Raw genomic sequence first — 23,510 nt, forward strand, 5'->3', positions numbered from 1 at the left:
GCGGCCCGCCCCATTCGAGCGGGGTTGCTCTATTCACCGAGGGCGCCGGCGAATGCGGTCACGTGGAATCCGCAGTCCACGTGCAGAACCTCCCCTGTGATACCGGAGGAGAGATCCGCCAAAAGGAATGCGGCGGCGTTTCCAACATCGTCGATGCTGGTATTACGCCTTAATGGATTGGCCTTTTCAGTCACCGCGAGCATTTTTCCAAATCCGCTTATTCCCGCCGCGGCCAGGGTCTTGATGGGCCCTGCCGATATCGCGTTGACCCGAATTCCGCGTGGTCCCAAGCTAAAGGCCATGTAACGGGTATTGGCCTCGAGGCTCGCTTTGGCCAAGCCCATCACGTTGTAGTTTGGCATGGCGCGTTCGGCCCCCAAGTAGGTCAGAGAGATGAGCGAAGCCTTGCGTCCCTCCATCATGGGCAGCGCCGCGCGCGCAAGCGCGGTAAAGCTGTAGGAGCTGACATCATGGGCGACACGAAAGGCCTCGCGCGTGGTGCCTTCAACGAAGTCCGCTGCCAGAGCTTCGCGCGGCGCGAAAGCGATGGAGTGCACGAGCCCGTCGAGCTCATCCCAGCTCTGGCTCAAGTCCGAGAATAAGGCGGCGATTTCTTCGTCCAGCGCCACATCGCAAGGAAACACCAAGGATGATTCGAACTCCGACGCGAGTTCCAGGACACGGTCTCGCACGCGTTCGCCTTGGTAGGTGAAGGCAAGGTGCGCGCCCTCACGGCGGGCGGCTTGGGCAATGCCGTAAGCGATAGAGCGGTTGCTCAATAAACCGGTAATCAGAATTTTCTTATCGTTGAGAAATCCCATGGATGGCTCCCGTTGAAGGCGCGTCGATTATAGCCAATAGGCTATTGGCATACCGGTCTATGGAGCTTCCGATTCTCTATCACTGGCCCACTTTCCGGTACACTCGAACCACCATGAACATACGATCAGTATGCCTTGCGCTGACTGCGTTGCTTGGGGCCTGTGAGGGGCCTTGGAACAACCCCTATCCGGCGGTGGAGAGCGGCCAGAATATTTTCTACTCGACATTCTCCGAGCGGCCCAAGCACTTGGATCCGGTGCAATCGTATTCCGAGAATGAATATTTGTTCATTGCGCAGATCTACACCCCGCCGCTTCAATACCACTACTTAAAACGGCCCTACGAGTTGATTCCCTTTGCTGCGGAATCCGTGCCGCAACCGCGTTACTTCGATATCAATGATCGCGAGTTGCCCAAGGATGCCAGTGCACGTGACATCGCCTACAGCTTGTATGAGATCAAGATCAAGCCTGGCATGCATTACCAGCCGCATCCGGCGTTCGCATTGGATCCTTCTGGCCGACCTAAATATCTGGCGTTATCTGAAGCAGCCCTGGCGGACGTGCACGAGCTGCGAGATTTCAAGGATATGGGCTCCAGGGAGGTGGTGGCGGAAGATTTCGTCTACCAGATCAAACGCCTTGCCCATCCGCGCCTGCATTCCCCGATCTTCGGTTTGATGAGCGAGTACATTGCCGGCCTGAACGAATACGCGCAAATCTTGAAGAAGGACGCAAAAGGGCTTGCCACCCATGAGTACTTGGATCTTAAGCGTCATGCGCTGAGCGGGGCCTATGCCACGGATCGATATACCTACAAGATTAGGGTCAAGGGTAAATATCCTCAGTTCGTCTATTGGCTGGCCATGCCGTTCTTCGCGCCCGTTCCCGAGGAAGCGGACCGGTTCTATTCACAAGCTGGCATGGCGGAACGCAATTTGAATTTCGACTGGTATCCCGTGGGAAGCGGACCCTATATGCTGTCGGTGAACAATCCTAACCGCCAGATGGTGATGGAGCGCAATCCCAATTATTTCGTGGAGGCCTATCCTTCGGAAGGCGAGCCGGAGGACATCACCTCAGGTATGCTGGCCGACGCGGGCAAGCCCATGCCTTTCATCGGCAAGGTGATTTACAGCCTAGAAAAGGAGGCGATCCCAGGCTGGAACAAGTTTCTGCAAGGCTATTACGACAGCTCGGGGATTTCTTCCGATAACTTCGATCGCGTGATCGAGATTTCCGGCATGGGCGACGCCCAGTTGACGGAAGAAATGCAGATGCAGGGCATCGAACTTCGCACCGCGGTGGCGCCATCCATCAGCTATTACGGATTCAACATGCTCGATCCAGTGGTGGGGGGCGACGCGGGATCCGCGCGCAAGCTTCGGCAAGCCATATCCATTGCCTTCGACATCGAGGAATACATCGCCATTTTCATGAATGGGCGTGGCGTCGCCGGGCAAGGCCCCATCGCGCCGGGAATCATCGGATACTTGGAGGGGCAGGCGGGGATGAATCCCATCGTCTACCAATGGCGTAACAACGAACCGCAACGCCGTTCGCTCAATGAGGCTAAACAGCTATTGACCGAGGCAGGGTACCGCAATGGGATAGATGCGCGCTCGGGAAAACCGCTAACTTTGCATTTCGATACCACATTGGTCGGCGCGCAAGGCAAACCGATGGTGGATTGGTTGGTTAAGCAGTTCAAGAAGATCGATATCGAACTCGTGGTGCGCAATACGGACTACAACCGCTTTCAAGAAAAAATGCGTAAGGGCATCGCGCAGATCTATCGATGGGGATGGAACGCCGATTATCCTGACCCGGAGAATTTTCTGTTCTTACTATACGGCCCGCAAGGTAAGGTGAAAGCGAGCGGGCAGAATGCCTCCAACTATGCGAATCCGGAATACGACCGTTTGTTCGAGCAGATGCGCGAACTGGAGAACGGGACCGAGCGCAAAGCCGTGGTGGACAAAATGCTCGCCATCGCGCGGCGCGATTCGCCTTGGATCTGGGGATTGCATCCCAAGGAGTACGGGTTGGCACATAAGTGGATCGCCAATCGCAAGCCTAATAAGATGGCCAACAACAGCCTCAAATATCTACGTGTGGACGCCCGGCAGCGCGATGTCATGCGCGAGCGGTGGAATCGTCCCGTCCTTTGGCCCGCAATGTTGCTTGCTTGCGTACTCGCGGCGGTGGCCATTCCTGGAGCCGCCCTATACCGCCGCCGGGAGCGGGCCGCGGCGCTAGGGGCAGTGTAGCGCGATGCTCGCCTACCTAATCCGCCGGGTTCTTTACGCAATTCCCGTTTTAATCGGGGTGAATCTATTTACCTTCGCGCTGTTTTTTTACGTGAACTCTCCGGATGACATGGCCCAGATGCAATTGGGCCAAAAGCGCGTCACGCCGGAAGCCATAGAAAAGTGGAAAGCCGAGCGCGGCTACAACAAACCCATGTTCGTGAATGCCGGGGCGAAGGGTTCCAAGAAACTCACCGATACGGTGTTTTTTCAGAAATCCGCCAGCTTGTTTTATTTCGATTTCGGTACTTCCGATGACGGGCGCGATATTGGATACGAGATCGAGCAGCGCATGTGGCCCAGTCTTGCGATTGCGTTGCCGAGTTTCCTCGCGGGATTGGCCTGCTACATCAGCGGTGCGCTGATCCTCGCTTTCTTTCGGGCAACCCAATTGGATTTCTGGGGCGTCGTACTGTGCGTGGCGGCCATGTCGGTCTCCGGATTGTTCTACATCATTGGCGGCCAATGGCTAGTCAGCAAGCTATGGCATTGGGTACCCATCTCAGGTTATGCCGGTGGCGCTGAAAGCTGGCGCTTCGTCCTGCTGCCCGTGCTGATTGGTGTGGCCGGGGGGGCCGGGGCGAGCGCCAGACTCTATCGCACCATCTTCTTGGAAGAGATGGGTAAGGACTATGTGCGCACCGCGCGGGCGAAAGGATTGTCCGAGGCGAAGGTGCTGTTTGGTCACGTGCTGCGCAATGGCATGATACCCATACTCACAGGGGTGGTAGTGGCGATCCCAAGCCTGTTCATCGGCAGCTTGGTCATGGAATCCTTCTTCGGCATCCCCGGCCTGGGAAGTTACACCATCGACGCGATCCAGTCGCAGGACTTTCAGATCGTACGCTCCATGGTATTTCTAGGTTCGTTCCTGTACATCCTCGGCCTGATCTTGACGGATATTTCATACACCCTCGCGGATCCGCGGGTGAGGCTGCGCTGATGCCTTTCAAGCCCGTATTTCTTTGGACGGACGTACTAGTCTACGTGCTGTTGATATCGGCCGTGGTCTTCATCGTATCCGTGAGGCGCCGCGAGCATCTCCTGGCGCCTTGGCGCAAGGTGGCGCGAAGTCCTTATGGGATGTGCGCCTTGGTCGTCTTATTGTGTTTCCTATTGGTTGGCCTCTTGGATTCATTGCATTTTCGCGCGCGCCTGGACAGCAAGGATAACCAAGGCCGCGCCAATTACGCGGCCAAAGTGCTGAGCATGCTTGACGTGCTTGCAACGCCTCTACGCGCCCGTACCGAGAAAACCTATTCGGAGCCCCTCGCGGTGTATTCCTTCGCCAAGGAGACCGTCACCAAGGCCGATGGTACGCAATCTCGCGAGTTTCCAAGATTGCGGCACGCGGGGACGCATCTTAGCAATCCGCTGGAGCAACGCTACTCCGACATATCCCGCCGTGTCATGGGAGGGGTTGGATTGGCAGCCGGGCTATGGATCGCGTTTTCCATGCTGGCCGCGACATGGATTGCTCAAAACCGGAACGCTTCGTTTGGAACGACCGTCACTCAGATGATCCGAGGTGAATCGGGAATCCCTTGGCGTGCCATGCTCATCACGCTTGGTTTGCTCTTGTTGGTGGTCTGTCCTGTCTTGATGTTGAGTGCGCGCTACCACGTATTTGGCACCGATAAGGTAGGCCAGGATGTGCTTTATCAAACGCTCAAGAGCATACGCACGGGCTTGGTCATCGGCACGCTCACCACGCTCATCGTCTTGCCTTTTGCCTTGGCTCTTGGCGTCATGGCGGGATACTTACGCGGCTGGGTGGACGATATTATTCAGTACGTTTACACCACGCTTAATTCGATTCCTGGGGTCTTGCTCATCGCAGCCTCGGTGCTGTTGAGCCAGGTCTGGATGGACCGGCATCCCGAATTATTCGAAACGCTCACCGAACGGGCGGACGTGCGGCTGCTGCTCCTATGTGTCATCCTCGGCATCACCTCTTGGACGGGGTTATGCCGCCTCCTCAGGGGCGAGGCCTTGAAGCTGCGCGAGTCCGATTACGTCCAGGCCGCGCACGCCCTGGGAGTGAGCCACTGGCGTGTCATGGTACGGCATCTGTTACCCAATCTCATGCACATCGTTCTAATTTCCATCGTGATGGATTTCAGCGGATTGGTGCTGGCCGAAGCAGTACTGTCCTATGTGGGCGTCGGTGTGGATCCATCCATGATCAGCTTCGGAACGATGATCAACAATGCGAGATTGGAGTTGGCCCGCGAGCCCGCGGTGTGGTGGTCCCTTGCCGCGGCATTCATATTCATGTTCCTGCTCGTGCTGTCCGCCAATTTGTTTGCCGACTCCGTACGAGACGCCTTCGATCCGCGCATGCGCTCCGGGTGGTCATTGCCGTTCAGGCGCCGCTTGGCGCTGGCTGCGCCGCCGCGATGAGCGCGCCGCTGCTTGAGGTTCGAGATCTTGTCACCTGGATCGATACAGGCGCGGCACCGCTGCGAGCGGTGGATGGCGTTTCCTTCATTATCGAGGCCGCCGAAACCTTCGCATTGCTGGGGGAATCCGGTTGCGGTAAGTCGATGACCGCGCTGTCCCTCATGCGCTTGCTGCCCGATGCGGCCCGCATCGTTTCGGGCCAGGTACGCCTTAACGGGCACGATATCTTGGCTTTACCGGAATCCGCCATGCGCGCCGTGCGGGGCGATCGCATGGCGATGATTTTTCAGGAACCTGCCGCGAGCTTGAATGCAGTGATGACCGTAGGAGCGCAGATTGACGAAGTGCTCCAACAACACACGCCATTGCGCGGGGCCGCGGCGCGTACCCGGTGCATCGAGCTGCTAGATGCGGTGGGTATTCCGGATGCCGCGAAGCGCATGGAGGAATACCCTTTCCAAATGTCTGGCGGCATGAAGCAGCGTGTCATGATTGCCATGGCGCTCGCCTGCGACCCTAGCCTGTTGGTGGCCGATGAGCCCACCACTGCGTTGGACGTTACCATTCAGGCGCAGGTGCTCGAGTTGCTCCGCGGCAAGCAAAGCGAGCGCGGCATGGCGGTCTTGCTCATCACCCACGATCTCGGTGTAGTGGCGGAAATGGCGCATCGCGTGGGGGTTATGTACGCTGGCGAGCTGGTTGAGATCGCATCGCGCGAAACATTTTTCAGCCGTCCCGCTCATCCCTATTCCCGCAAACTTTTCGAGGCAGTGCCGCGGGGAGGAGGGCGAGGCGGAGCGCTGGCCGTGATTGCGGGCGTGGTGCCGCGCTTGACGCAGGTATTCGCTGGTTGCCGCTTCGCGGACCGCTGCGAGCACGTGATGCCCCATTGCCAGACCTCGCCACCACCTTGGGCCGAATTGGAAGATGGCCAGCGCGTGCGGTGTCATCTTCCTTTCGAGGGGAAAGCGCTTGCCCATGGCGAAGTGGCGGTAGGTAATACCTCGCAAGATAGCGATGGCACACCCCTGTTAAAGGTCAAGGATCTGAAGATCCATTTTCCTATTCGCAAGGGCGTACTGCGTTCGGTGGCAGGTTATGTTCGCGCGGTGGACGGCGTCAGTCTCGATATTCCTTCCCACCGTACCTTGGCCCTTGTCGGAGAGTCCGGGTGCGGAAAAACGACTCTTGGCAAGGGATTGCTGCGGCTCTACCCGTTGACTGGTGGCAGCATCGAATTCGCGGGCAGCGAATTGAGTGCGTTGTCCTATGAGGCCATGCGTAAGCACCGCAAGGCGCTTCAGATAATTTTTCAAGATCCCTACAGCTCGCTCAACCCGCGCATGCGGGTGATGGACATAGTGCAAGAGGGGATGCACGCACTCGGCATTGGAGGAGATGCGCGAGAGCGCGAGCGGCTCGTGGACATGCTTCTCGAACAGGTGGGTTTGTCGCCTGAAATGCGTTATCGCTATCCCCATGAATTCTCCGGCGGGCAGCGCCAGCGCATTGCCATCGCGCGCGCGCTGGCGGTGGAACCTAAATTGATTGTGTGCGACGAACCCACCTCTGCCTTGGACGTATCGGTGCAGGCGCAGATCCTGAATTTATTGCGGGACCTTCAACAGCGATTGGGCTTGGCCTATTTGTTCATCACACACAACATCTCCGTGGTGGATTATCTGGCCCACCACGTGGCTGTGATGTACCTGGGCCGCATCGTCGAGACGGGAACGGTAGAGGAAGTGTTGAGGGCGCCCAAACATCCTTACACGCAGGCATTGCTATCGGCCGTCCCGCGCATCGATACGGCTACGAAACGCGAGGTGGTGCGCCTTCATGGCGAATTGCCCTCGCCCAGTAATCCGCCCCAAGGATGTCATTTCGCCCCTCGCTGCCCGAAGGTGGTGGAGGAGTGCCGGATGCGCTATCCCGGCGCCGTGAAGATGACACCCACACATATCGTCAAATGTCACCTATACGGCGGGGAGGCGAGCTAGCTCATCGCCAGTTTCTGGCCGCGGGCCCGGTGCGGGCCCACCACGAGCAGTTGGCCTGCCCGCACGGTGTTCGCTTTTAGCCGGTTCCAGGACTTTAATTGCGCCACGCTAACCGCGTGCTTGCGCGCGATGGCGAACAGCGTTTCGCCACGCTTCACCCGGTACAGTCCTTTCCTTCTTGGCGTTACGACGCTATTGGCCGGTGCGAAGTCCGCGTGATCGGCATGCGTGGGTAAGGCGGTGGCTCGAGCCGGATTTCTCGCCGGCACCAGCAGCAGTTGCCCAGGGCGCAAGCGCGATTTCGCGGTGAGCCCGTTGGCCTCGCGCAAGAGTTCGACGCTGACATCATACTTTTGCGCGACGTTGGGAAGCCGTTCTTTTCGTTGCACCCGGTGGGATTGCCAAGTAACCAAGGGTCGTTCGAAGTTTTCCAGGTTCTCGTGAAAAACTCCAGCCTTATCCGCTGGGACCAAAAGCTGTTTTCCCGCGCCTGGTAGGATCACGGGGCGGCTGTGAGCGGGATTCAGGTAACGAAATTCCTCGACAGACATGTTGGCGAGTTTCGCCGCAAGCTTGACGTCGATCTGTCCTGGCACCTTCACGGTGGTGAAATAAGGTTGGTTGGGAACGGACTCGATGGTAAATCCGAAGGCTTCGGGATCGGAAATGAGATTCTTAACCGCTTGCAACTTGGGAAGGTAATTGCGTGTTTCCGCGGGCATTGTCAGGTTGGCGTAGTCCGTGGGTTTACCGGCCGTGCGGTTCTTGGCCACGGCTCGCGCCACGGCTCCCTCCCCCCAGTTATAGGCCGCCAGTGCCAGTTGCCAATCGCCGAACAGTGCGTGCAGCGTCTGCAAGTAGTCCAGCGCGGCGCGGGTGGCATCGAGCACGTCACGCCTTCCGTCGTACCAAAAATTCTGCTTGAGGCCGTAGCGTTTTCCTGTTGAAGGAATGAACTGCCACATGCCGGCCGCCTTCATACGAGAGTCCGCGCGGGGGTTGTAGGCGCTTTCCACCATGGGAAGCAGGGCAATTTCCATCGGCATACCGCGCTTCTCGATCTCGGCGACGATGAAGAACAAATAACGCCGGCTGCGGTCGATCATGCGTGCCATGTAGTCGGGCCGGTCGGAATACCAGTCCTTGTGTTTTTCAACCAACGGCCCCTCGATTTCCGGCATCTGGAAACCTTGGCGGATGCGGCCCCAGACATCGGAGGCTTCCTCCTCCGAGATCTGCGCCGGGTTCAGCATGCGCGGCGCCGCAATCTCCGCCGGGGTCATCAGGTTCGGCATGAAAGCGGGCGCTGGCAAGAAATCCGGCTTCGGCGCGGCTGGCACCTCGGTAGTAAAGACAGGCCGGTCTGGAGCTAGGGCGGCTCCTGGAGGAAACACCGTTCCATCCACGGCATGGGCGACTGGAACAATTAAGCAGAGAAATGATGCGAGGGAAAATGCAAAAAAAAGGGAGGTTGTTGTTCTCATGCGACGCCGGTATAGGTAATTGGGAACAATGTTAACTGATAATTCCACAGTTAGGCAATAAGTTAGGATGTTTTCCTAAGGCGAATATTGAATATTGACTCTTACTGAGCAAGGGACGCGCCCAATACCTTGCATGGATAGATTTTTCGCATTGCGCTATAACATGGGCCCGCCGCCGGGGACGACGCAAGACGCGCACGGCGGGAGTTGTTTTTAGATGCCGGACAGGCGAATATCCGCGCTTGGGTTTTTCCAATGGAAACTCTCTATGTTCAATGAATCTTCGGACAATAACCTGAGTCAGTGGTTATCCACCCCATTGGGCCAGTATCTGTTGAAGTCCGAGCAGGCGTGCATCGATCACGAGGTGGCGGACGTCTTCGGATTTCACTCCCTTCAACTGGGCCTGCCAGCGGTGGACTTCCTAAGGAGCAACCGGATTCCCTATCGCCACCACCTGGATCCAGCGGGCGGGGCCGAAATCAACGCAAGCTTCGAAGCATTGCCTTTGCTTTCTCAAAGCGTCGATTTGGTGGTGATGCCCCACGTATTGGAGTTCAGTTCCAACCCGCACGAAGTGTTGCGCGAGGTAACGCGTGTGCTCATGCCAGACGGACATTTGGTCATTACTGGGTTCAACCCGTGGAGCCTATGGGGCTTGCGCCAGATGTTAGAATCCAATATGGCTCGCTATCCTTGGTGCGGCGATTTCATCAACTTGCCGCGCCTGAAAGATTGGACGAAGCTATTAGGAGTCGAGCTGGCCGCGGGTCGCATGCGCTGTTACCTGCCCCCCGTACGGCGGGAGGAGTGGTTGCAGCGCTTTGGATTCCTGGATGCCGCGGGGGACCGCTGGTGGCCTTTCATGGGAGGCGTCTACGTGCTCCATGGTATCAAGCGAGTGCACGGCATGCGCTTGATCATGCCCAAGTGGAAGCGCTCTGTGCTAAAGAGCAAAGCGCTCGCCGCTGTCCCGCGGCGGGTGGGCGGAGCCTCGATGACTCAAAAAGACGCACCGGAGCGAAACCGGTGAGCGAGGCTACCGACATATTTACCGATGGCGCTTGTAAAGGAAATCCAGGTCCTGGTGGTTGGGGCGTCATGCTGGTTCACGGCGAGAACACACGCGAGCTATACGGAGGAGAAGCCAAGACCACCAATAACCGCATGGAGCTCACTGCCGTCATTCAAGGGCTCTCGGCGCTCAAGGGGCGTTGCCGGGTTTGGATACACACCGATTCGCAGTACGTGCAGCTAGGCATAACGCAGTGGATTCACAACTGGAAGCGGCGGGGCTGGCGGACGGCGGATAACAAGCCAGTCAAGAACGAAGACCTGTGGAGGCAGCTCGATGAACTTGCCGCAAGCCACGATATCAAGTGGATCTGGGTGAAAGGGCACGCGGGCCACGCCGGAAATGAACGCGCGGACCAGTTAGCGAACTTGGGCGTGGAATCGCTGAACGCATGAATACACTGCGCCAAGTCGTGCTCGATACGGAGACCACGGGTCTGGAGGTGTCCCAGGGCCATCGCATTATCGAATTGGCCGCCGTGGAGGTCATCAATCGCCGCCTCACCGGTAACACCTTTCAGCGTTATGTGAATCCCGATCGCGAGATCGACGCTGGTGCGCGTGACGTTCACGGCATCAGCATCGAATTTCTTCAGGACAAACCGCGGTTCAAGGATGTCGCCGGGGAGCTCATCGAATTTATCCGTGGCACTGAGTTGGTCATACACAATGCGCCCTTCGACGTGGGATTTCTCAATGCGGAACTCGCCCTGGCCGGCCGGGGCGGCCTCAAGGATTACTGCGGTAAGGTGACCGATACGCTGCGTATAGCGAAGGACCTCAATCCAGGCAAGCGCGCGAACCTCGATGCCTTGTGCGAGCGCTACCAAGTCGGCAACTCGCATCGCACCGTGCACGGTGCCCTACTGGACGCGCGGCTGTTAGCCGAAGTCTTTCTTGCCATGACCAGGGGGCAGGACTCCCTGGTGATGGACGTCGTGGCACCTTCCGCCGGAGAGGCGACGGAGCTTGCGGCCCGCGCGAACCTAAATCTAGCTCTTATCGCCGCTACCCAGGACGAACTACACGCTCACGAGCGGATGCTCGACGATATCGAGAAGGGGCGCAAAGCCCCCAGCCTATGGCGCAAACTCGGTCCTCAAACCGTGGAGGTCTCCGGCGAAGCTTGAGCGAGGCGTTTGCGAACACGCTCGTTCGCCGCTTGAAGAGGCGTCACTCCGGTGTTGCGTGCTTCTCGCAAGACATCGGCGGTGATCCGCCGAATGCGCTCTACCGCCAGGAGCACCGCTCGTGGCGAATCGTCGATGCTTTCCTGGTGAAAATCGATGACGCCGCCAGCGTTGGCGAGATAGTCCGGAACATAAAGAATGCCTCGCGCATGCAGCTGTTGCGCGTGTTCAGGGCGCGAAAGCTGGTTGTTGGCCCCGCCGCATACCACGCGTGTCTTTAGGCTGGGCAAGGTAGCGTCGTTCAGAATACCGCCCAGGGCGCAAGGCGCGAATATATCGGCCTCCTGGCGGTAAATGTCCTCGGGAGGAACCACCGCCGCCTGCCAGTCGTGCGCGGCTTTCGCGGCACGCCCGGAATCCGTGTCGCATACCACGAGCTGCGCACCTTGTGCCCAAAGAAGCTCGCATAAGGGGCCGCCAACGTTTCCCAGCCCTTGTACCGCGACACGCAAGCCGCGGCAGTCCGTGCGGCCGTGGACGTGTTCGATGGCTGCCAGCATGGCGTAATACACGCCATGGGCGGTGACTCCCAAGGGCTGTTGCGCGGATTGCGTGGCGGCCGCGGTATGGGTGGTGACTTGGCGCATCAGCGCCAAGTCGGCCAAGCTTGTACCCACGTCGTCGGCGATGAGGTAGCGCCCGCCAAGATCCTCGACCGCACGTCCCATCGCGCGCAGAAGTTCAGGTGTTTTATCGCGTGACGGGTCTCCAATGATCACGGACTTCCCCCCGCCGTGGGGAAGATCGCAGATCGCGGACTTATACGTCATCCCGCGCGACAGGCGCAGAGCATCCGCGAGAGCGCCGGCGTCGCTGGCGTAAGCGCGCATCCGGCAACCGCCGAAAGCGGGGCCCAATGTCGTATCGTGGATGGCGATGATGGCCTTGAGCCCGCTGCGTGCGTCATGGACGTGGATCACGCGTTCGTGGCCGTCGTAGTCAGGATGGCTGAACACTATCGAGCCCGGATAGCCGTCACGGCCAAACACAACTCCGCGAACAATATCTGTGCGGCGATATGCGCGGTGTTGGTGGTGCTGTCGTATTGCGGGGCCACTTCCACCACGTCCGCTCCCGCGAGATCGATTCCGTTCATGCCACGTACGATGGCGAGCGCTTCGCGCGAGGTCAATCCGCCCACTTCGGGCATGCCGGTTCCCGGCAGCAAAAGCGGGATCCAGGCAATCCACGTCGAAGGAAAGATAGACCTGACCCTGACCTACCACCTCGCGAGCCTTGGCGATGACGGTGCTCAATCCCATCTCCACCATCTCCTCGGCGTGAATGACCGTCATCCCCGATTCGTGGGAAAACTCCCACAGGTACTCTGCTCCACCGCGAATGCCGATCTGAATGGTGCGCGCGGGATCCAGCACGCCATCCAACACCGCTTGGCGAAAGGGACCGCCATGATGAAGCTTCGAACCCTCGTAGACACCACCTGTGTCGCAATGGGCGTCCAAGTGAACCATTCCCAAGGGCCGCTGGCGGCCCAAGGCGCGCAAGATCGAGTAACTGATGGAGTGATCCCCTCCGATGGCGAGTGGGATCGCATTACTCGCATGCACGGCGCTGAAAAACGCTTCAATGTCATCGTGGCAAGAAGCCAGATCGAAGCGGCTGCGAAAAAGAACATCGCCCACATCCGCCGCCCGAATTTCCGTGACGGGTGCCGCGCGCAGCACGTGTTCGTAGGGCCCGATACGTTCCACCGCTCGCACTGCGCGCGGTCCCAAACGGGCGCCCGCCCGGTTGGTCACGCCCAGGTCCATGGGTACGCCTATCACGGCCACATCAAGACCCGTTATAGAATTTCCTTGAACCGCTTGGGGGATGTAAGGCAGGCCAAGAAAGGTGGCAGGATCGGCGAAGGGCAGCTTGCGTTTGTCGCCGTTCAGAAATTGCGCATCGGCCACCCGCTTGAACTCGGGATCGAATAATTCTCCGCCCTTTCCCCCGGCATAGCGGGCGCGCAGTTCGCCGAGAGTTTTCTTATCCGTCGCCTTCTAGCGAAACTTGACTCCTACGCTCGGATCGCCCGGCAGGCCATGGTACTGCACGTTGATGGCGAGCCCAGGTCTTGGGGTGCCGCCGGGAAAAAACGCGCCCACGCTGATGCGGTCGTTCATCTGGATGCGCTGGCCGTTGTCGGCAAGATTCTTGGCCAGCCATTGAAGGGCCGCGATGGGATTGCCCAGTATTTCGCTGCCGCGGGCGCGGCCCAACTCGTTATCCTCATGGTCACGCATGACCACCACCATGCTGGCTAACCCGTCCAGAAATTCTTGCGTCACTTGCACGGGAATTGGCGCGCCCAATATGCCCATGCGAGTCCCCATGTTCGTGGCCACCAAGTTCAAGGCAGTCACGGTCTGGCCGGGGCCAAACATGAGGTCGGACAATTCTATGAAGGGCACGATATGTGAAAGGTGCGAAAGAACTTCCAGCGGTGTGCGGGCGTCGTGCAGGTTGTAGTCCTTGACTACCATGATCAAGTCGGCCGCGAATTGAGGACGCGCGCCGAAATCCCACCCGACCGTCGCCCCGTTGTTCAAGAACATTTTTTCGTACAGAAAGCCGCGTTGAGGTTCGCCAGTCTGGTATTGGGCCCGTACCCTATCGCTGGTGAAGGCAGCCTTGTATCCGGTCATGACCCCCATGCTTCGCCCGATTTCGGCGGCTATGAGGCCCTGGGCACAATAGGCATCGTCCATGTCGCGCAGCCGCGACAGGGAGTCGATGGGAGTTTTATTGGTGTAGGCCGCGACTATGACTTGAACTTCCAGGTAAGTGGGGCACGCCGGGCGGGCGGTAACGGAAGAGCCAAGTAAGCCCGCCAAAGCCACTAAGGCCAAAATCTTCCGGCATCGTTCAAATCGCATGATCAACCTCCTGGTGCGCTGGCAACCAGAGCCCTGGCGCCGAGATTTGGGGACTCACGCCGGGACATCGGCGTCGGCAAGGGAATCTGTAGTGAGTATTTTGACTAGACTTCGCTTCAATGGGAGAGGGCGGGAAGCACGGTGGCGCTGCACTCCCCGAAGCCGATGCGTGCGAAGCCCTTGCGCTCGCACCAGCCCCGCAGAATGACTCGGTCCGCGTCCTCCAAAAAGGTGCGCGCCTCGCCATTCTCTAACTTCACCGGCTGTTTGCCGCCATGGGTGATCTCCAACAATGAGCCCAGTTCTTCGAGCGAGGGCCCGGATTGCGTCCCACTGCCCAACAGATCGCCTGGATGCAGATCGCATCCGTTGACCGTGTGGTGGGCGACCAATTGCGCCACGGTCCAGTAGGAATGCTTGAAACTCGTTCGAGACAGCCGGGTGGCTTGATGTTTCGCCGCGCGCATCTTTTCCGTTTCCAACCAGGCCTCGAGCTGAAGATCGATGGCGCCGAAGTCACGGTTATCCGCGGAATCGAGGTAGGGCAGGGGTTGGGGATCTTGCTCTGGCCGGGTCCACGCGAGACGGTAAGGAACCAAGGCCTCCAGTGTCACGATCCACGGTGAAACCGTGGTGGCAAAACTCTTGGCCAGAAAAGGCCCCAAGGGTTGGTATTCCCAAGCCTGGATATCCCTTGCCGACCAATCGTTGAGCAGGCAAAGGCCGAAGACGTGGCGTTCGGCTTCAGCGATGGGTACGGGCTGCCCCCACTCATTGCCGCAACCGACGTAGATTCCCACCTCCAATTCGTAGTCCAGCCGCTTGGAGGGGCCGAAGCTGGGTTTGTCCGCGCCTGGAGGCATGGTCTGGCCGCGAGGACGATGGAAATCTCGTCCGGCCACGCGCAGGGACGAGCCGCGCCCGTGATATCCAATGGGGACCCACTTGTAATTGGGCAGCAAGGGGTTGTCCGGGCGCATGAGTCTGCCGGCGTTGGTGGCGTGATGGATGGACGCATAGAAGTCCGTGTAGTCTCCCACGCTCGCGGGAAGGGCGTGTTCCGCCTCCGCTTGTTCGATCATGCATGCGCGCAGCTTGCCCGCGTGAGCGGATCCCACGCGCAGGGCCAGCGAGAGTGCCCGGCGCAAGGCGGACCAGGCTTGCGGCCCCATCGAGAAGAATCCGTTGAGCGTTCCGTGGCTGCATTGAACGGCCGCCCGCGCCTCCACGCCAGAGAACACGCCCGCATGCGCGGCAGCCTTCAAATCGAGAATCTCCCGTCCGATTGCCACGCCGCCGCGGAAATCTTCGTTACTGCCTTTGCGCCGGAATACTCCAAAGGGAAGGTTTTGAAGGGGGAAATCGCAACCGGGCTCGTTGGCGGATTCGACCCAGCTTCTAAGGTTTGCATCGTGCGTTTCGTTGGTTTTGAACATCGTAGGTGGCGCGAAAGTATGTTTTCTCGCGTTTAGTCTAACCTCTGCGGGCGGGGTCGAAGTGCTTGCGCAGCCCTTGCCAGCTGTGGTGATAGTTTGTCTGTAACTGAGGTGACTCCATGGCGGCCCGTGTGGGCCGAATCGCATGGCGGGTCTCGAACATGAAGGCCATCGTATCGCGAATGTATTGAGGCTTGCTGGTGTCCGCGGCGGAGCCTTTCTCGAAGGTTTCCGCATCGGGCCCGTGCCCGCTCATGCAATTGTGCAGGCTGGCGCCCCCTGGCTTGAAACCTTGCGCCTTGGCGTCGTAGACACCGTGAATGAGGCCCATGAACTCGCTCGCGATATTGCGATGGAACCAGGGCGGGCGAAAGGTGTTTTCCATGGCGAGAATACGCGGCGGAAAGACGACGAAATCGGTCATGCCCACGCCTGGCGTATCGCTTGGAGATTGCAGTACCAGGAAGATCGAGGGGTCGGGATGATCGAAACTGGTGGAGCCCATCACATTGAAGCGCCGCAGGTCATATTTGTAGGGCACATGATTGCCATGCCATGCGACGACGTCCAGCGGTGAACGATCGATGCGGGCGGTCCACAAATTTCCCATGAACTTGGCTGTTAGATTGAAATCCCCCTCCTGGTCTTCGTAGCACGCGGTGGGTGAGAGAAAATCGCGCGGGTTGGCGAGCCCGTTGGAACCGATGGGGCCTAGATCAGGTAATCGAAATGGCGCGCCAAAATTTTCGCAAACATAGCCGCGTGCCTCCGCTTCCAGGAGATCTACTCGAAACCGAATTCCCCGGGGAATGACCACGATTTCCTGGGGCTGCACATCGATCATGCCCAGCTCCGTGGCGAAGCGCAATCCTCCCGATTGTGGAACCACCAGCATTTCGCCGTCGGCGTTGTAAAAAAACCGGCCGGCCATGGAGCGGTTGATGGCGTAGAGATGAATCCCGCATCCTGTCTGCGTGTGCGGATCCCCGTTGCCCGCCATGGTCATCATGCCGTCGACGAAGTCCGCCGGTTTCGTGGCCAGCGGTAGTGGATCCCAGCGCAATCGATTAGGGGGCGCCGAAAGCCCGGAGAAATCGCTAGTCCAGCGCGCGTTATCGATGCGCTCGAAGGGCAGGTGCTTGGCCGCGGGGATGATGCGATAGAGCCAAGTGCGCCGGTTTCCGGCGCGAGGTGCGCTGAAGGCGGTTCCCGATATTTGCTCGGCATACAAGCCGTAGGGGCACTTCCGCGGAGAGTTTTGGCCAACAGGCAGGGCGCCGGGCAGAGCCTCGCAGGCGAATTCGTTTCCGAAGCCAGATTGATAGTTAAGTCTGGCAGGGGCTTCCATGGTCATGATCTTGGGATTCCGCGATTAATCTTCGGCTGTCTTATCGTGTATTGTGCATCACGCGCTGGACATCACATAGCTCTCCCTCGCACCCGCGCATATCAACCGGAGATACACATTGATCAAGTTCTATTTCAACGCGGCCCCCAATCCCATGAAAGTCGCGCTGTTCCTGGAGGAGGCAGGGCTCGAATACATGCCCATTCCCATCGATACGAGAAAGGGAGAGCAGTTCAATCCCGAGTACGTGGCGATCAACCCCAACGCCAAGGTTCCCGCCATCCTTGATGGCGATGCCGTCGTGTTCGACAGCAATGCCATCCTGCTTTACTTGGCTGATAAGACCAAGCGCTTTCTACCACCGGACAATGACCGCGCCGAGGTGCGAGGGCAGCTGCTTTCCTGGCTGATGTTCGTGGCCAGCGGTATTGGCCCCTACTCAGGCCAGGCCGTGCATTTTCGCAATTACGCACCCGAGCCCAAGGAGTACGCCCTCAACCGTTACGATTTTGAAGCTGAGCGCCACTGGAAGATCATCGATGAGCGCCTAGGAAAGGGGCGCTACATGCTGGGGAATACCTATACGATAGCCGACATGGCGGTCTGGGGGTGGGCGCGCTTGGTACCTCTGGTGCTGGGTGGTGAAGAAAATTGGGCCAAGCTCCCCAACCTTAAACGGCTGCTGGCCGAAATCAATGGACGCCCCGCCGTGGCGAGAGTGGAAGAGTTGAAACGCAAACACACCTTCAAGGCTGAAATGGATGTGGATGCGCGGCGTTTCATGTTTCCGCAGTTGGCCAGACTGGAAAAAGTCTAGGCGAAAAAGCGCGGCGCCCTTTCATGGGCCATGCGACAGCCTCTGCTTCGTTAGCGCATTTAGCGCGCGGTGAAGCTGGCAGTCGGCGAGATCTGGCACGTGTGGCAAATTCGCTGGCGAACCCGGCTCGGGGCGATGCGGAGCGGGCGAATCCAATCCGCAGACTACGCGGGGACCAGCGGCCGCTTCGCTTTGCAACCAGAAGTTTCCGCGGGCAATGCTCTGGGCCGTGGCCTCGCTGCCGCCTGGTGGAGCTTGATCCACGACCTGGTCGGGTGTGACGCCTTGCTTATCGATGGAGCGGCCGCTGGGCGTGTAGTAGTGGGCGGTAGTGAGTTTCAATGCGCCCCCGTCACCCAACGGGAGTATGGTTTGAATGGACCCTTTGCCGTAGGTGCGCGTGCCAAGCACGATGGCGCGCCCATGATCTTGCAGGGCACCGGCCACGATCTCCGAGGCCGATGCTGACCGGTGGTTGACCAGAACGACCAGAGGAACGGACTTCATGGCCTGGGGGCTGGATTGGGCTTTCGCGGGGTAATCGCGCTTGGAATCCTCCGACATGCCGCTGGTGGATACCACCAAGGTTCCGCCGGCTAGGAAGGTCCCGGCAACGGCGACGGCCGCGTTCAGATTACCGCCGAGATTGTCGCGCAGATCGAGGACGATTCCTTCGAAGCCCTGGGACGACTCCGACATCTTCTCCAAGGCGAGCGCCATCTCCTCCGGTGTGCGCTGGTGAAATTGCGATAGATGCAGGTAGGCGGTACGAGGCGCGATGAGTCCCGCGCGCACGCTGGGGTCTTGGATCTGCTCGCGGTCTAGCGCCAGGGTTCGGGGCACGGGATCACCCGCGCGCAGAAACGTTAAGGTGAGGGAGGTACTGGGCGTGCCGCGTGTGTGGCGGACCGCTTGTTCGAACGTCATCCGCGCTACGCTGGTGTCGTCGAGGTGGGTGACTAGATCCCCGGGCAGGAGTCCAGCGCGATGAGCGGGAGTATTTTCAAGGACCAAGACAATGCGAGAAAATTCGCCTTCCTTACGCATCTCAATGCCTATCCCGCCATATTTTCCTTGCACTTCCTGCTGCAATTTCCGGTAGGCATCCGCGTCCAGGTAGGCGCAATAAGGATCCAAACCTTTCAACAGTCCGTTCACGGCATCGGTGAAAAGTTTGCCATCCTCCACGGGCTTGACGTACTTGGAATCGATCAAATTCAAAATTTTTTCAAGCCGCGGTAGCACTGACTCCATTGGAGTCGTTTGCGCCGCCGAGCCCGCGCAGGCAGCACAGGCAAGCAACGCGGAAAGGAGGATTCTGGTCATCGCTTCTCCTAATTCAGGCCCCATACTTCGCGGGCGGTGTCCACCACCAATTGCAATTTAGCACGCTGCTCTTCGGCCTCGATGTCGTTACCGTGTACGGTGCTGGAAAATCCGCATTGAGGGGAGAGGCACAAATTCTCAAGCGGAGCGAAGCGGGCCGCCTCATCGATCCGGCGCTTGATCGCATCCTTCGATTCGAGATTTCCCAACTTGGTGCTCACCAAGCCGAGCACCACGAATTTATTCTTGGGCAGGAAGCGTAGTGGTGAGAAATCGCCCGAACGGGCATCGTCGTACTCCAGGAAATAGCCGTCAATGTTCATTTCCGAGAGGAGTACCTGGGCCACGGGTTCGTATCCACCTTCCGCGGCCCAGCCGCTCTTGAAATTGCCACGGCACAGATGCATGCACACGATCATGTCTTTGGGGCGCTCGGAGATGGCGGCGTTGATGAGGCGGGCGTAGCGGCGGGGTAGTTCGTCTGGGTCGTCGCCGCGCTGGCGTGCGCCCGCCCGCATTTTCTCGTCGCACAGATAGGCAAGATTGGTGTCGTCCATTTGAATGTATCGGCATCCCGCATCCGCGAGACTCTTAAGCTCGGAGCGGTAGGCGCCCGCCACGTCGGCGTAGAACGCATCCAGATCGGGATAGGCTTCCTTGCTAATGGCGTTACGCCCGCCGCGAAAGTGCAACATGGTGGGGGAGGGGATGGTCACCTTAGGGGTGAGCGCGGTTGTGGATTTGAGATACTGGAAGTCGGCGAGTTGAATGGGATTGGCATGCCGAATTTTTCCGGTCACATGCATGACCGGAGGGGAAAAATTCACGGTCCCGGCGCTGCTGCGAAAACTGACTGCGATGCCGCCCTTGGTTTCCACGCCGGCCAGTTGTTCCAGAAAATCTATATGGAAATAGGTGCGGCGAAATTCTCCATCGGTAATGCCTTGGAAGCCGAGATCTTCCTGAAAGCGGACGATCTCGGAAATTGCGCTATCCTCCTCTTGGCGTAGCGCCTCCTTAGTGATCTTCCCCTCCTTATACTGGGCGCGTACGCCGAGCAAGGACCGAGGCCGCAGAAAGCTCCCCACGTGATCGGCGCGGAAGGGTGCTTGGGTACGAAGTGTCATGGAATTCTCCCGAGGTGGCTATCGGTGCGCTTGCTCAGCGCCGGGGTTTGCCGTTACGCTGCGCGCACGTGGAAAGGATTGCGTAATGATCGAGATCAAAAAAATTGCCGGAGCCTTGGGTGCGGAAATCGCGGGAGCCGACCTCTCTCGCCCGCTGTCGCGCGAGATTATCACGCAGATCCGGCAAGCATTTCTCGATCATTTAGTCATCTTCTTTCGTAACCAAACGCTCACGCCCGGCCAGTTTCTCGGCTTTGCTCAAAGCATGGGGCAACCCGTCGAGTATCCCTTTGTAAAGGGATTGCCGGACTATCCGGTCATCATCGAAGTGAAGAAGCTGGAGCACGAGCGCACCAACTTTGGGGGTATCTGGCACAGCGACACCGCTTACCTGGAGCACCCGCCTAAAGGATCCATGCTGCTGGCGCGCGAGGTGCCGCCAGCGGGCGGGGATACTTTGTTTGCCAATCAATATATCGCCTACGAAGCGCTTTCCCCGGGCCTGCGCCGGGTCCTCGAAGGGCTAACCGCCGTCAACACCTCGGCCAAGGCGGATGTTTCTCGCACGCGAGAAGACCGCATGCGCAGCGATGCGCGCGATGATGCCAGGCAAGAGTACGTAGCCGAACATCCTGTGGTGCGCGTGCATTCCGAGACGGGCCGCAAAGCGCTTTACGTCAACATCGCGCACACGCAGCGCTTTCGAGATATGACCGAGGAGGAGAGCGCTCCGCTCTTGGCGTACCTGTTTGCCCACCAGACCAAGCCGGAATTTACTTGCCGTTTTCAGTGGGAGGCGGGCTCGTTGGCTTTTTGGGACAATCGCTGCGCACAACACAATCCGGTCAATGACTACCACGGCCACCGGCGTGTGATGCACCGAATCACTTTGGCGGGGTAGCTGGCAAAATTTATCGGCATACTCCTTGCGTTTCCAGTCCTACTTGGTTTTCCTTCTTGTGAGCGTTGCATTTTGACGTTCGCAATCCCAGGGAAACGCATTAATAGGAAGGGAGAGCGCCGTGGGTATTTTGGTATTGGGCAGCGCGTTACTCGAAGGTTTCGCATTGCTTCAAATTCTTAACGGCGGGAATGACGTCTTTTGGCGGGTGGCGGCGATGGCGTTGCCGTTCCTTGCATACTTTCTGTTATTGAAATCCAAGGAGCAAGTGCCGGTTGTAGAAGCCGCCGCGCATGAAGCGCCTAACGACTTGGAGCGCAAGCTCGCCGCGCTGGCCTCTTGTCCCAGTGTTGCAAACAAGATCATCGCTGCCGATGAACTCATGCGCCGCGGCCGCCATGCCGATGCCGTGCCCTTGTACCAAAGCGCCTTGACGGGTATTTATGCGAACGAACCGGACTTCATGTTCAAGCTCGCGCAAGCGCACATCGAAGCCAACGATCCGGCTGGCGCGAGCGCTTGTGTTGCGCGGCTCACGCGCGATCATGCACGCTACCGGCCCGAGGAAACTCGTTTGCTGCACGCTCGCATATTAGAAGGCCAGGGAAATATCCACGCGGCTTTGTCGGAGTACGACGGCCTCGCATCGGCCTACGTGGGATTGGAAGCCCGCTGCCGCTTCGGTCTTCTGCTCATGCGAGAAGGCGATATCGACCGCGCCCACCAGGTGTTCAATTTAATGGTCCGAGATGCGGAAACTTCTGCCTACGCCATGCGCGTGTAGCATCAGTGGTTGCGCGTTGCGACCCATTGCCAAGCGCGCCTGCGCGCCAAGCTCTCGCCTCGTTAGCGGTGCGTGCCTAGTTCGCTGTCCAGCGGATAGATAGGGCGGCGTATCTTCCTGTAATCGAACATCGCCCAGTCGGAGGACCCGACTCCGATACTGTCGCAGAACACGTGTCCCTTGGCGATGGGTAGAAATACTGGCCGAAAATACATTCTCGACTTCAGTAGTAGAAACCGCATGCGTGCCGGATCGATTCCAACGCTTGTGAACACGCCGAGGTCCCAAGGTTCCTGATTGCGCTCTGTCACTACAATCCGCACCGCGCCCGTATCCAACACCACCGTCTTTCCCATGAAACACCGCATGCCGTGAAATTGCGGGCCGGTGATGGTGTACTCGCCATCGGAGATGGCTCTCACGGTCCCGGATAGCTCCAAAGGTTCACCCTTGACCTTGATCGAAGGCATATCCATCTTGCCCCCGATCTTCACCGTAACCTTTGCCCCAGGGCCTGCTTCAATCATGCGCGCCACGGCTTTTTCATCGCGCACCGGACCCACGGCAATGCCCGTGAGTCCTTGGCGAAGGGCCTCCTTCAGCACATACATGGTGTCTTGGGTTGCGCCCGAGGCGCAGTTATCGGCGTGATCCAAAAGGAGGATGGGGCCGCCGTTTTCGTCCGCGAGTTTCTTGGCGCGCGCGATCGCCGCCACCATGGGTTCACCGCGATAGATGAAGGCCTCCCTGTGCTGCCAGGCCACATCTAGAATAGCCTTGCACGCGGACTGCGCGGCTTGCAAATTGCCATTCGAAACGGTCACGGCACTTAGGCCCGCGTCATGAATGTCGGCCTGCTGAAATCCACCAAAGGCCGTCGCGGCGAGTAGCCCTGCTTTTTCCGCGGCACGCGCGGCGTCCACACAGTCCTTCATGGGACTCTCGCCTGTGTTCTGTTTCAGGGTTTGCGCCAGCAGGGGGACATTGCCCCAAGCCATGACGGGGTTTAGCTCGCCCTTCAAATGACGCAACAATATGCTGCCAGCCAGGTGCCCGGCCTCGTATTGATCGACATGTGGATAGGTCTTGTAGCCCGCGATCACTGTACAGTTGCTTACCATGCGTTCGGTAAGGTTGGCGTGCAAGTCCAGCGAGACGGCAATGGGAACCTTAGGCGCGACGGCGCGGATTTTTTCCAGTAACGTGCCCTCACCATCATCGGTGCGCTCCGCCACCACCATGGCCCCGTGCAAGTCTAGAAACACCGCATCACATCCGGCCGATACCGCCTCGCAAATGGCATAGCAGATGCGATCGTAAGCCTTAGGATCCACCGGGCCGCTAGGGTTGGCCCAGGCCGCGATGGGCGTGACTATTTGTGCACCGGCCCCCTCCGCCAAATCTAGAAACGCCGCCATGGGCAGCCGCGTCCCTTTCATAGCCTTGTAGGCGGCCTCGCCAAGATAGGGTCCGTCGTGGCCACCGAACACCTCCCACGGTGTGGCCACCGGGGAGAAGGTGTTCGTTTCATGTTGCATCTGGGCGATAACGAATCTCATGGGGGCGATAGGCGTGAGGTGTTAGGTGTGCGGGGCGAGCGGTGAAGAG

At 58.8% G+C, this 23,510-nt stretch carries 19 protein-coding genes and 2 pseudogenes; 10 read left to right on the plus strand and 11 right to left on the minus strand.

Going from position 1 to position 23,510, the window contains the following annotated elements; all coding sequences use genetic code 11:
• Nucleotides 1–29 precede the first annotated feature (29 nt).
• The gene (locus EXR36_01195) at nt 30–821 is read right to left on the minus strand and encodes an SDR family oxidoreductase (GenBank protein ID MSQ58291.1); all 792 of its coding nucleotides are present in this window, start codon (nt 819–821) and stop codon (nt 30–32) included.
• A gap of 59 nt (nt 822–880) precedes the next feature.
• On the opposite strand from EXR36_01195, the gene EXR36_01200 reads away from it, so the two are divergent.
• From EXR36_01200 to EXR36_01215, 4 genes are read left to right on the plus strand one after another with little or no spacing between them, the layout of a single operon-like run.
• On the plus strand, nt 881–3,091 hold the full coding sequence (locus EXR36_01200) for a peptide ABC transporter substrate-binding protein (protein ID MSQ58292.1): 2,211 nt from the start codon (nt 881–883) through the stop codon (nt 3,089–3,091).
• Between the two features lie 4 nt (nt 3,092–3,095).
• Nucleotides 3,096–4,073, plus strand: a complete 978-nt coding sequence (locus tag EXR36_01205; GenBank protein MSQ58293.1) for an ABC transporter permease — start codon at nt 3,096–3,098, stop codon at nt 4,071–4,073.
• Entirely contained in the window at nt 4,073–5,533 is a 1,461-nt protein-coding gene (locus tag EXR36_01210; protein MSQ58294.1) for an ABC transporter permease, read from the plus strand. Before EXR36_01205 ends, EXR36_01210 begins: the two co-directional genes overlap by 1 nt.
• On the plus strand, nt 5,530–7,533 hold the full coding sequence (locus EXR36_01215; protein ID MSQ58295.1) for a dipeptide ABC transporter ATP-binding protein: 2,004 nt from the start codon (nt 5,530–5,532) through the stop codon (nt 7,531–7,533). Before EXR36_01210 ends, EXR36_01215 begins: the two co-directional genes overlap by 4 nt.
• Here EXR36_01215 and EXR36_01220 read toward each other — a convergent pair.
• Nucleotides 7,530–9,017: a LysM peptidoglycan-binding domain-containing protein gene (locus EXR36_01220; protein ID MSQ58296.1), complete on the minus strand. Its 1,488-nt coding sequence runs from the start codon at nt 9,015–9,017 to the stop codon at nt 7,530–7,532. The two genes, EXR36_01215 and EXR36_01220, sit on opposite strands and share 4 nt — an antisense overlap.
• 268 nt (nt 9,018–9,285) lie before the next feature.
• Between EXR36_01220 and EXR36_01225 the strand changes: the two genes are divergently transcribed.
• From EXR36_01225 to EXR36_01235, 3 genes are read left to right on the plus strand one after another with little or no spacing between them, the layout of a single operon-like run.
• Entirely contained in the window at nt 9,286–10,050 is a 765-nt protein-coding gene (locus tag EXR36_01225; GenBank protein MSQ58297.1) for a class I SAM-dependent methyltransferase, read from the plus strand.
• Nucleotides 10,047–10,487, plus strand: coding sequence for a ribonuclease HI (locus EXR36_01230; GenBank protein MSQ58298.1), 441 nt, complete (start codon nt 10,047–10,049; stop codon nt 10,485–10,487). Before EXR36_01225 ends, EXR36_01230 begins: the two co-directional genes overlap by 4 nt.
• A gap of 5 nt (nt 10,488–10,492) precedes the next feature.
• Nucleotides 10,493–11,221 (plus strand): DNA polymerase III subunit epsilon, encoded by a 729-nt coding sequence (locus EXR36_01235; GenBank protein MSQ58299.1) that lies wholly within the window; start codon nt 10,493–10,495, stop codon nt 11,219–11,221.
• Here EXR36_01235 and EXR36_01240 read toward each other — a convergent pair.
• The 6 genes and pseudogenes from EXR36_01240 to EXR36_01265 all read right to left on the minus strand — a co-directional run bounded on the left by EXR36_01240 (nt 11,191) and on the right by EXR36_01265 (nt 16,953).
• Complete coding sequence (locus EXR36_01240) at nt 11,191–11,733, minus strand: hypothetical protein (protein ID MSQ58300.1); 543 nt, start codon at nt 11,731–11,733, stop codon at nt 11,191–11,193. The two genes, EXR36_01235 and EXR36_01240, sit on opposite strands and share 31 nt — an antisense overlap.
• A 120-nt stretch (nt 11,734–11,853) precedes the next feature.
• A pseudogene (locus EXR36_01245) lies at nt 11,854–12,327 on the minus strand (hypothetical protein).
• Nucleotides 12,237–13,257 (minus strand): annotated as a pseudogene (gene speB, locus EXR36_01250) (agmatinase). Before speB ends, EXR36_01245 begins: the two co-directional pseudogenes overlap by 91 nt.
• 30 nt (nt 13,258–13,287) lie before the next feature.
• Nucleotides 13,288–14,163 carry a hydratase gene (locus EXR36_01255; protein MSQ58301.1) on the minus strand — a complete coding sequence of 292 codons (876 nt, stop codon included), beginning with the start codon at nt 14,161–14,163 and terminating at the stop codon, nt 13,288–13,290.
• A 116-nt stretch (nt 14,164–14,279) separates the two neighbouring features.
• Nucleotides 14,280–15,599: a fumarylacetoacetase gene (gene fahA / locus EXR36_01260; GenBank protein ID MSQ58302.1), complete on the minus strand. Its 1,320-nt coding sequence runs from the start codon at nt 15,597–15,599 to the stop codon at nt 14,280–14,282.
• A gap of 37 nt (nt 15,600–15,636) precedes the next feature.
• Complete coding sequence (locus EXR36_01265; GenBank protein MSQ58303.1) at nt 15,637–16,953, minus strand: homogentisate 1,2-dioxygenase; 1,317 nt, start codon at nt 16,951–16,953, stop codon at nt 15,637–15,639.
• A gap of 112 nt (nt 16,954–17,065) precedes the next feature.
• Here EXR36_01265 and EXR36_01270 point away from each other — a divergent pair, with 112 nt between their 5' ends.
• Nucleotides 17,066–17,764 carry a glutathione S-transferase family protein gene (locus tag EXR36_01270; protein ID MSQ58304.1) on the plus strand — a complete coding sequence of 233 codons (699 nt, stop codon included), beginning with the start codon at nt 17,066–17,068 and terminating at the stop codon, nt 17,762–17,764.
• 21 nt (nt 17,765–17,785) lie between these two features.
• Here EXR36_01270 and EXR36_01275 read toward each other — a convergent pair whose 3' ends face one another.
• Nucleotides 17,786–19,114 carry a S41 family peptidase gene (locus EXR36_01275; protein ID MSQ58305.1) on the minus strand — a complete coding sequence of 443 codons (1,329 nt, stop codon included), beginning with the start codon at nt 19,112–19,114 and terminating at the stop codon, nt 17,786–17,788.
• Nucleotides 19,099–20,217, minus strand: a complete 1,119-nt coding sequence (locus tag EXR36_01280; protein ID MSQ58306.1) for a 5-methyltetrahydropteroyltriglutamate--homocysteine S-methyltransferase — start codon at nt 20,215–20,217, stop codon at nt 19,099–19,101. Before EXR36_01280 ends, EXR36_01275 begins: the two co-directional genes overlap by 16 nt.
• 85 nt (nt 20,218–20,302) lie before the next feature.
• Between EXR36_01280 and EXR36_01285 the strand changes: the two genes are divergently transcribed.
• Nucleotides 20,303–21,118: a taurine dioxygenase gene (locus EXR36_01285; protein MSQ58307.1), complete on the plus strand. Its 816-nt coding sequence runs from the start codon at nt 20,303–20,305 to the stop codon at nt 21,116–21,118.
• Nucleotides 21,119–21,239: 121 nt separating this feature from the next.
• Nucleotides 21,240–21,902 carry a tetratricopeptide repeat protein gene (locus EXR36_01290; protein ID MSQ58308.1) on the plus strand — a complete coding sequence of 221 codons (663 nt, stop codon included), beginning with the start codon at nt 21,240–21,242 and terminating at the stop codon, nt 21,900–21,902.
• A gap of 62 nt (nt 21,903–21,964) precedes the next feature.
• On the opposite strand, the gene EXR36_01295 is transcribed toward EXR36_01290, so the two are convergent.
• A complete protein-coding gene (locus tag EXR36_01295; protein MSQ58309.1) occupies nt 21,965–23,461 on the minus strand; it encodes a M81 family peptidase in 1,497 nt (498 codons plus the stop codon).
• Nucleotides 23,462–23,510 lie beyond the last annotated feature (49 nt).

The sequence above is a fragment of the Betaproteobacteria bacterium genome (assembly GCA_009693245.1).
Taxonomy (GTDB): Bacteria; Pseudomonadota; Gammaproteobacteria; order Burkholderiales; family SHXO01; genus SHXO01.

What these genes read in the sequence shown, in the direction of transcription:
- EXR36_01295 (MSQ58309.1), bottom strand. Translation starts at nt 23,461, where the DNA reads ATGAGATTCGTTATCGCCCAGATGCAACATGAAACGAACACCTTCTCC.
- EXR36_01265 (MSQ58303.1), bottom strand. Translation starts at nt 16,953, where the DNA reads ATGACCATGGAAGCCCCTGCCAGACTTAACTATCAATCTGGCTTCGGA.
- EXR36_01285 (MSQ58307.1), top strand. Translation starts at nt 20,303, where the DNA reads ATGATCGAGATCAAAAAAATTGCCGGAGCCTTGGGTGCGGAAATCGCG.
- EXR36_01195 (MSQ58291.1), bottom strand. Translation starts at nt 821, where the DNA reads ATGGGATTTCTCAACGATAAGAAAATTCTGATTACCGGTTTATTGAGC.
- EXR36_01205 (MSQ58293.1), top strand. Translation starts at nt 3,096, where the DNA reads ATGCTCGCCTACCTAATCCGCCGGGTTCTTTACGCAATTCCCGTTTTA.
- EXR36_01215 (MSQ58295.1), top strand. Translation starts at nt 5,530, where the DNA reads ATGAGCGCGCCGCTGCTTGAGGTTCGAGATCTTGTCACCTGGATCGAT.
- fahA (MSQ58302.1), bottom strand. Translation starts at nt 15,599, where the DNA reads ATGTTCAAAACCAACGAAACGCACGATGCAAACCTTAGAAGCTGGGTC.
- EXR36_01200 (MSQ58292.1), top strand. Translation starts at nt 881, where the DNA reads ATGGAGCTTCCGATTCTCTATCACTGGCCCACTTTCCGGTACACTCGA.
- EXR36_01255 (MSQ58301.1), bottom strand. Translation starts at nt 14,163, where the DNA reads ATGCGATTTGAACGATGCCGGAAGATTTTGGCCTTAGTGGCTTTGGCG.
- EXR36_01225 (MSQ58297.1), top strand. Translation starts at nt 9,286, where the DNA reads ATGTTCAATGAATCTTCGGACAATAACCTGAGTCAGTGGTTATCCACC.
- EXR36_01275 (MSQ58305.1), bottom strand. Translation starts at nt 19,114, where the DNA reads ATGGGGCCTGAATTAGGAGAAGCGATGACCAGAATCCTCCTTTCCGCG.
- EXR36_01210 (MSQ58294.1), top strand. Translation starts at nt 4,073, where the DNA reads ATGCCTTTCAAGCCCGTATTTCTTTGGACGGACGTACTAGTCTACGTG.
- EXR36_01220 (MSQ58296.1), bottom strand. Translation starts at nt 9,017, where the DNA reads ATGAGAACAACAACCTCCCTTTTTTTTGCATTTTCCCTCGCATCATTT.
- EXR36_01280 (MSQ58306.1), bottom strand. Translation starts at nt 20,217, where the DNA reads ATGACACTTCGTACCCAAGCACCCTTCCGCGCCGATCACGTGGGGAGC.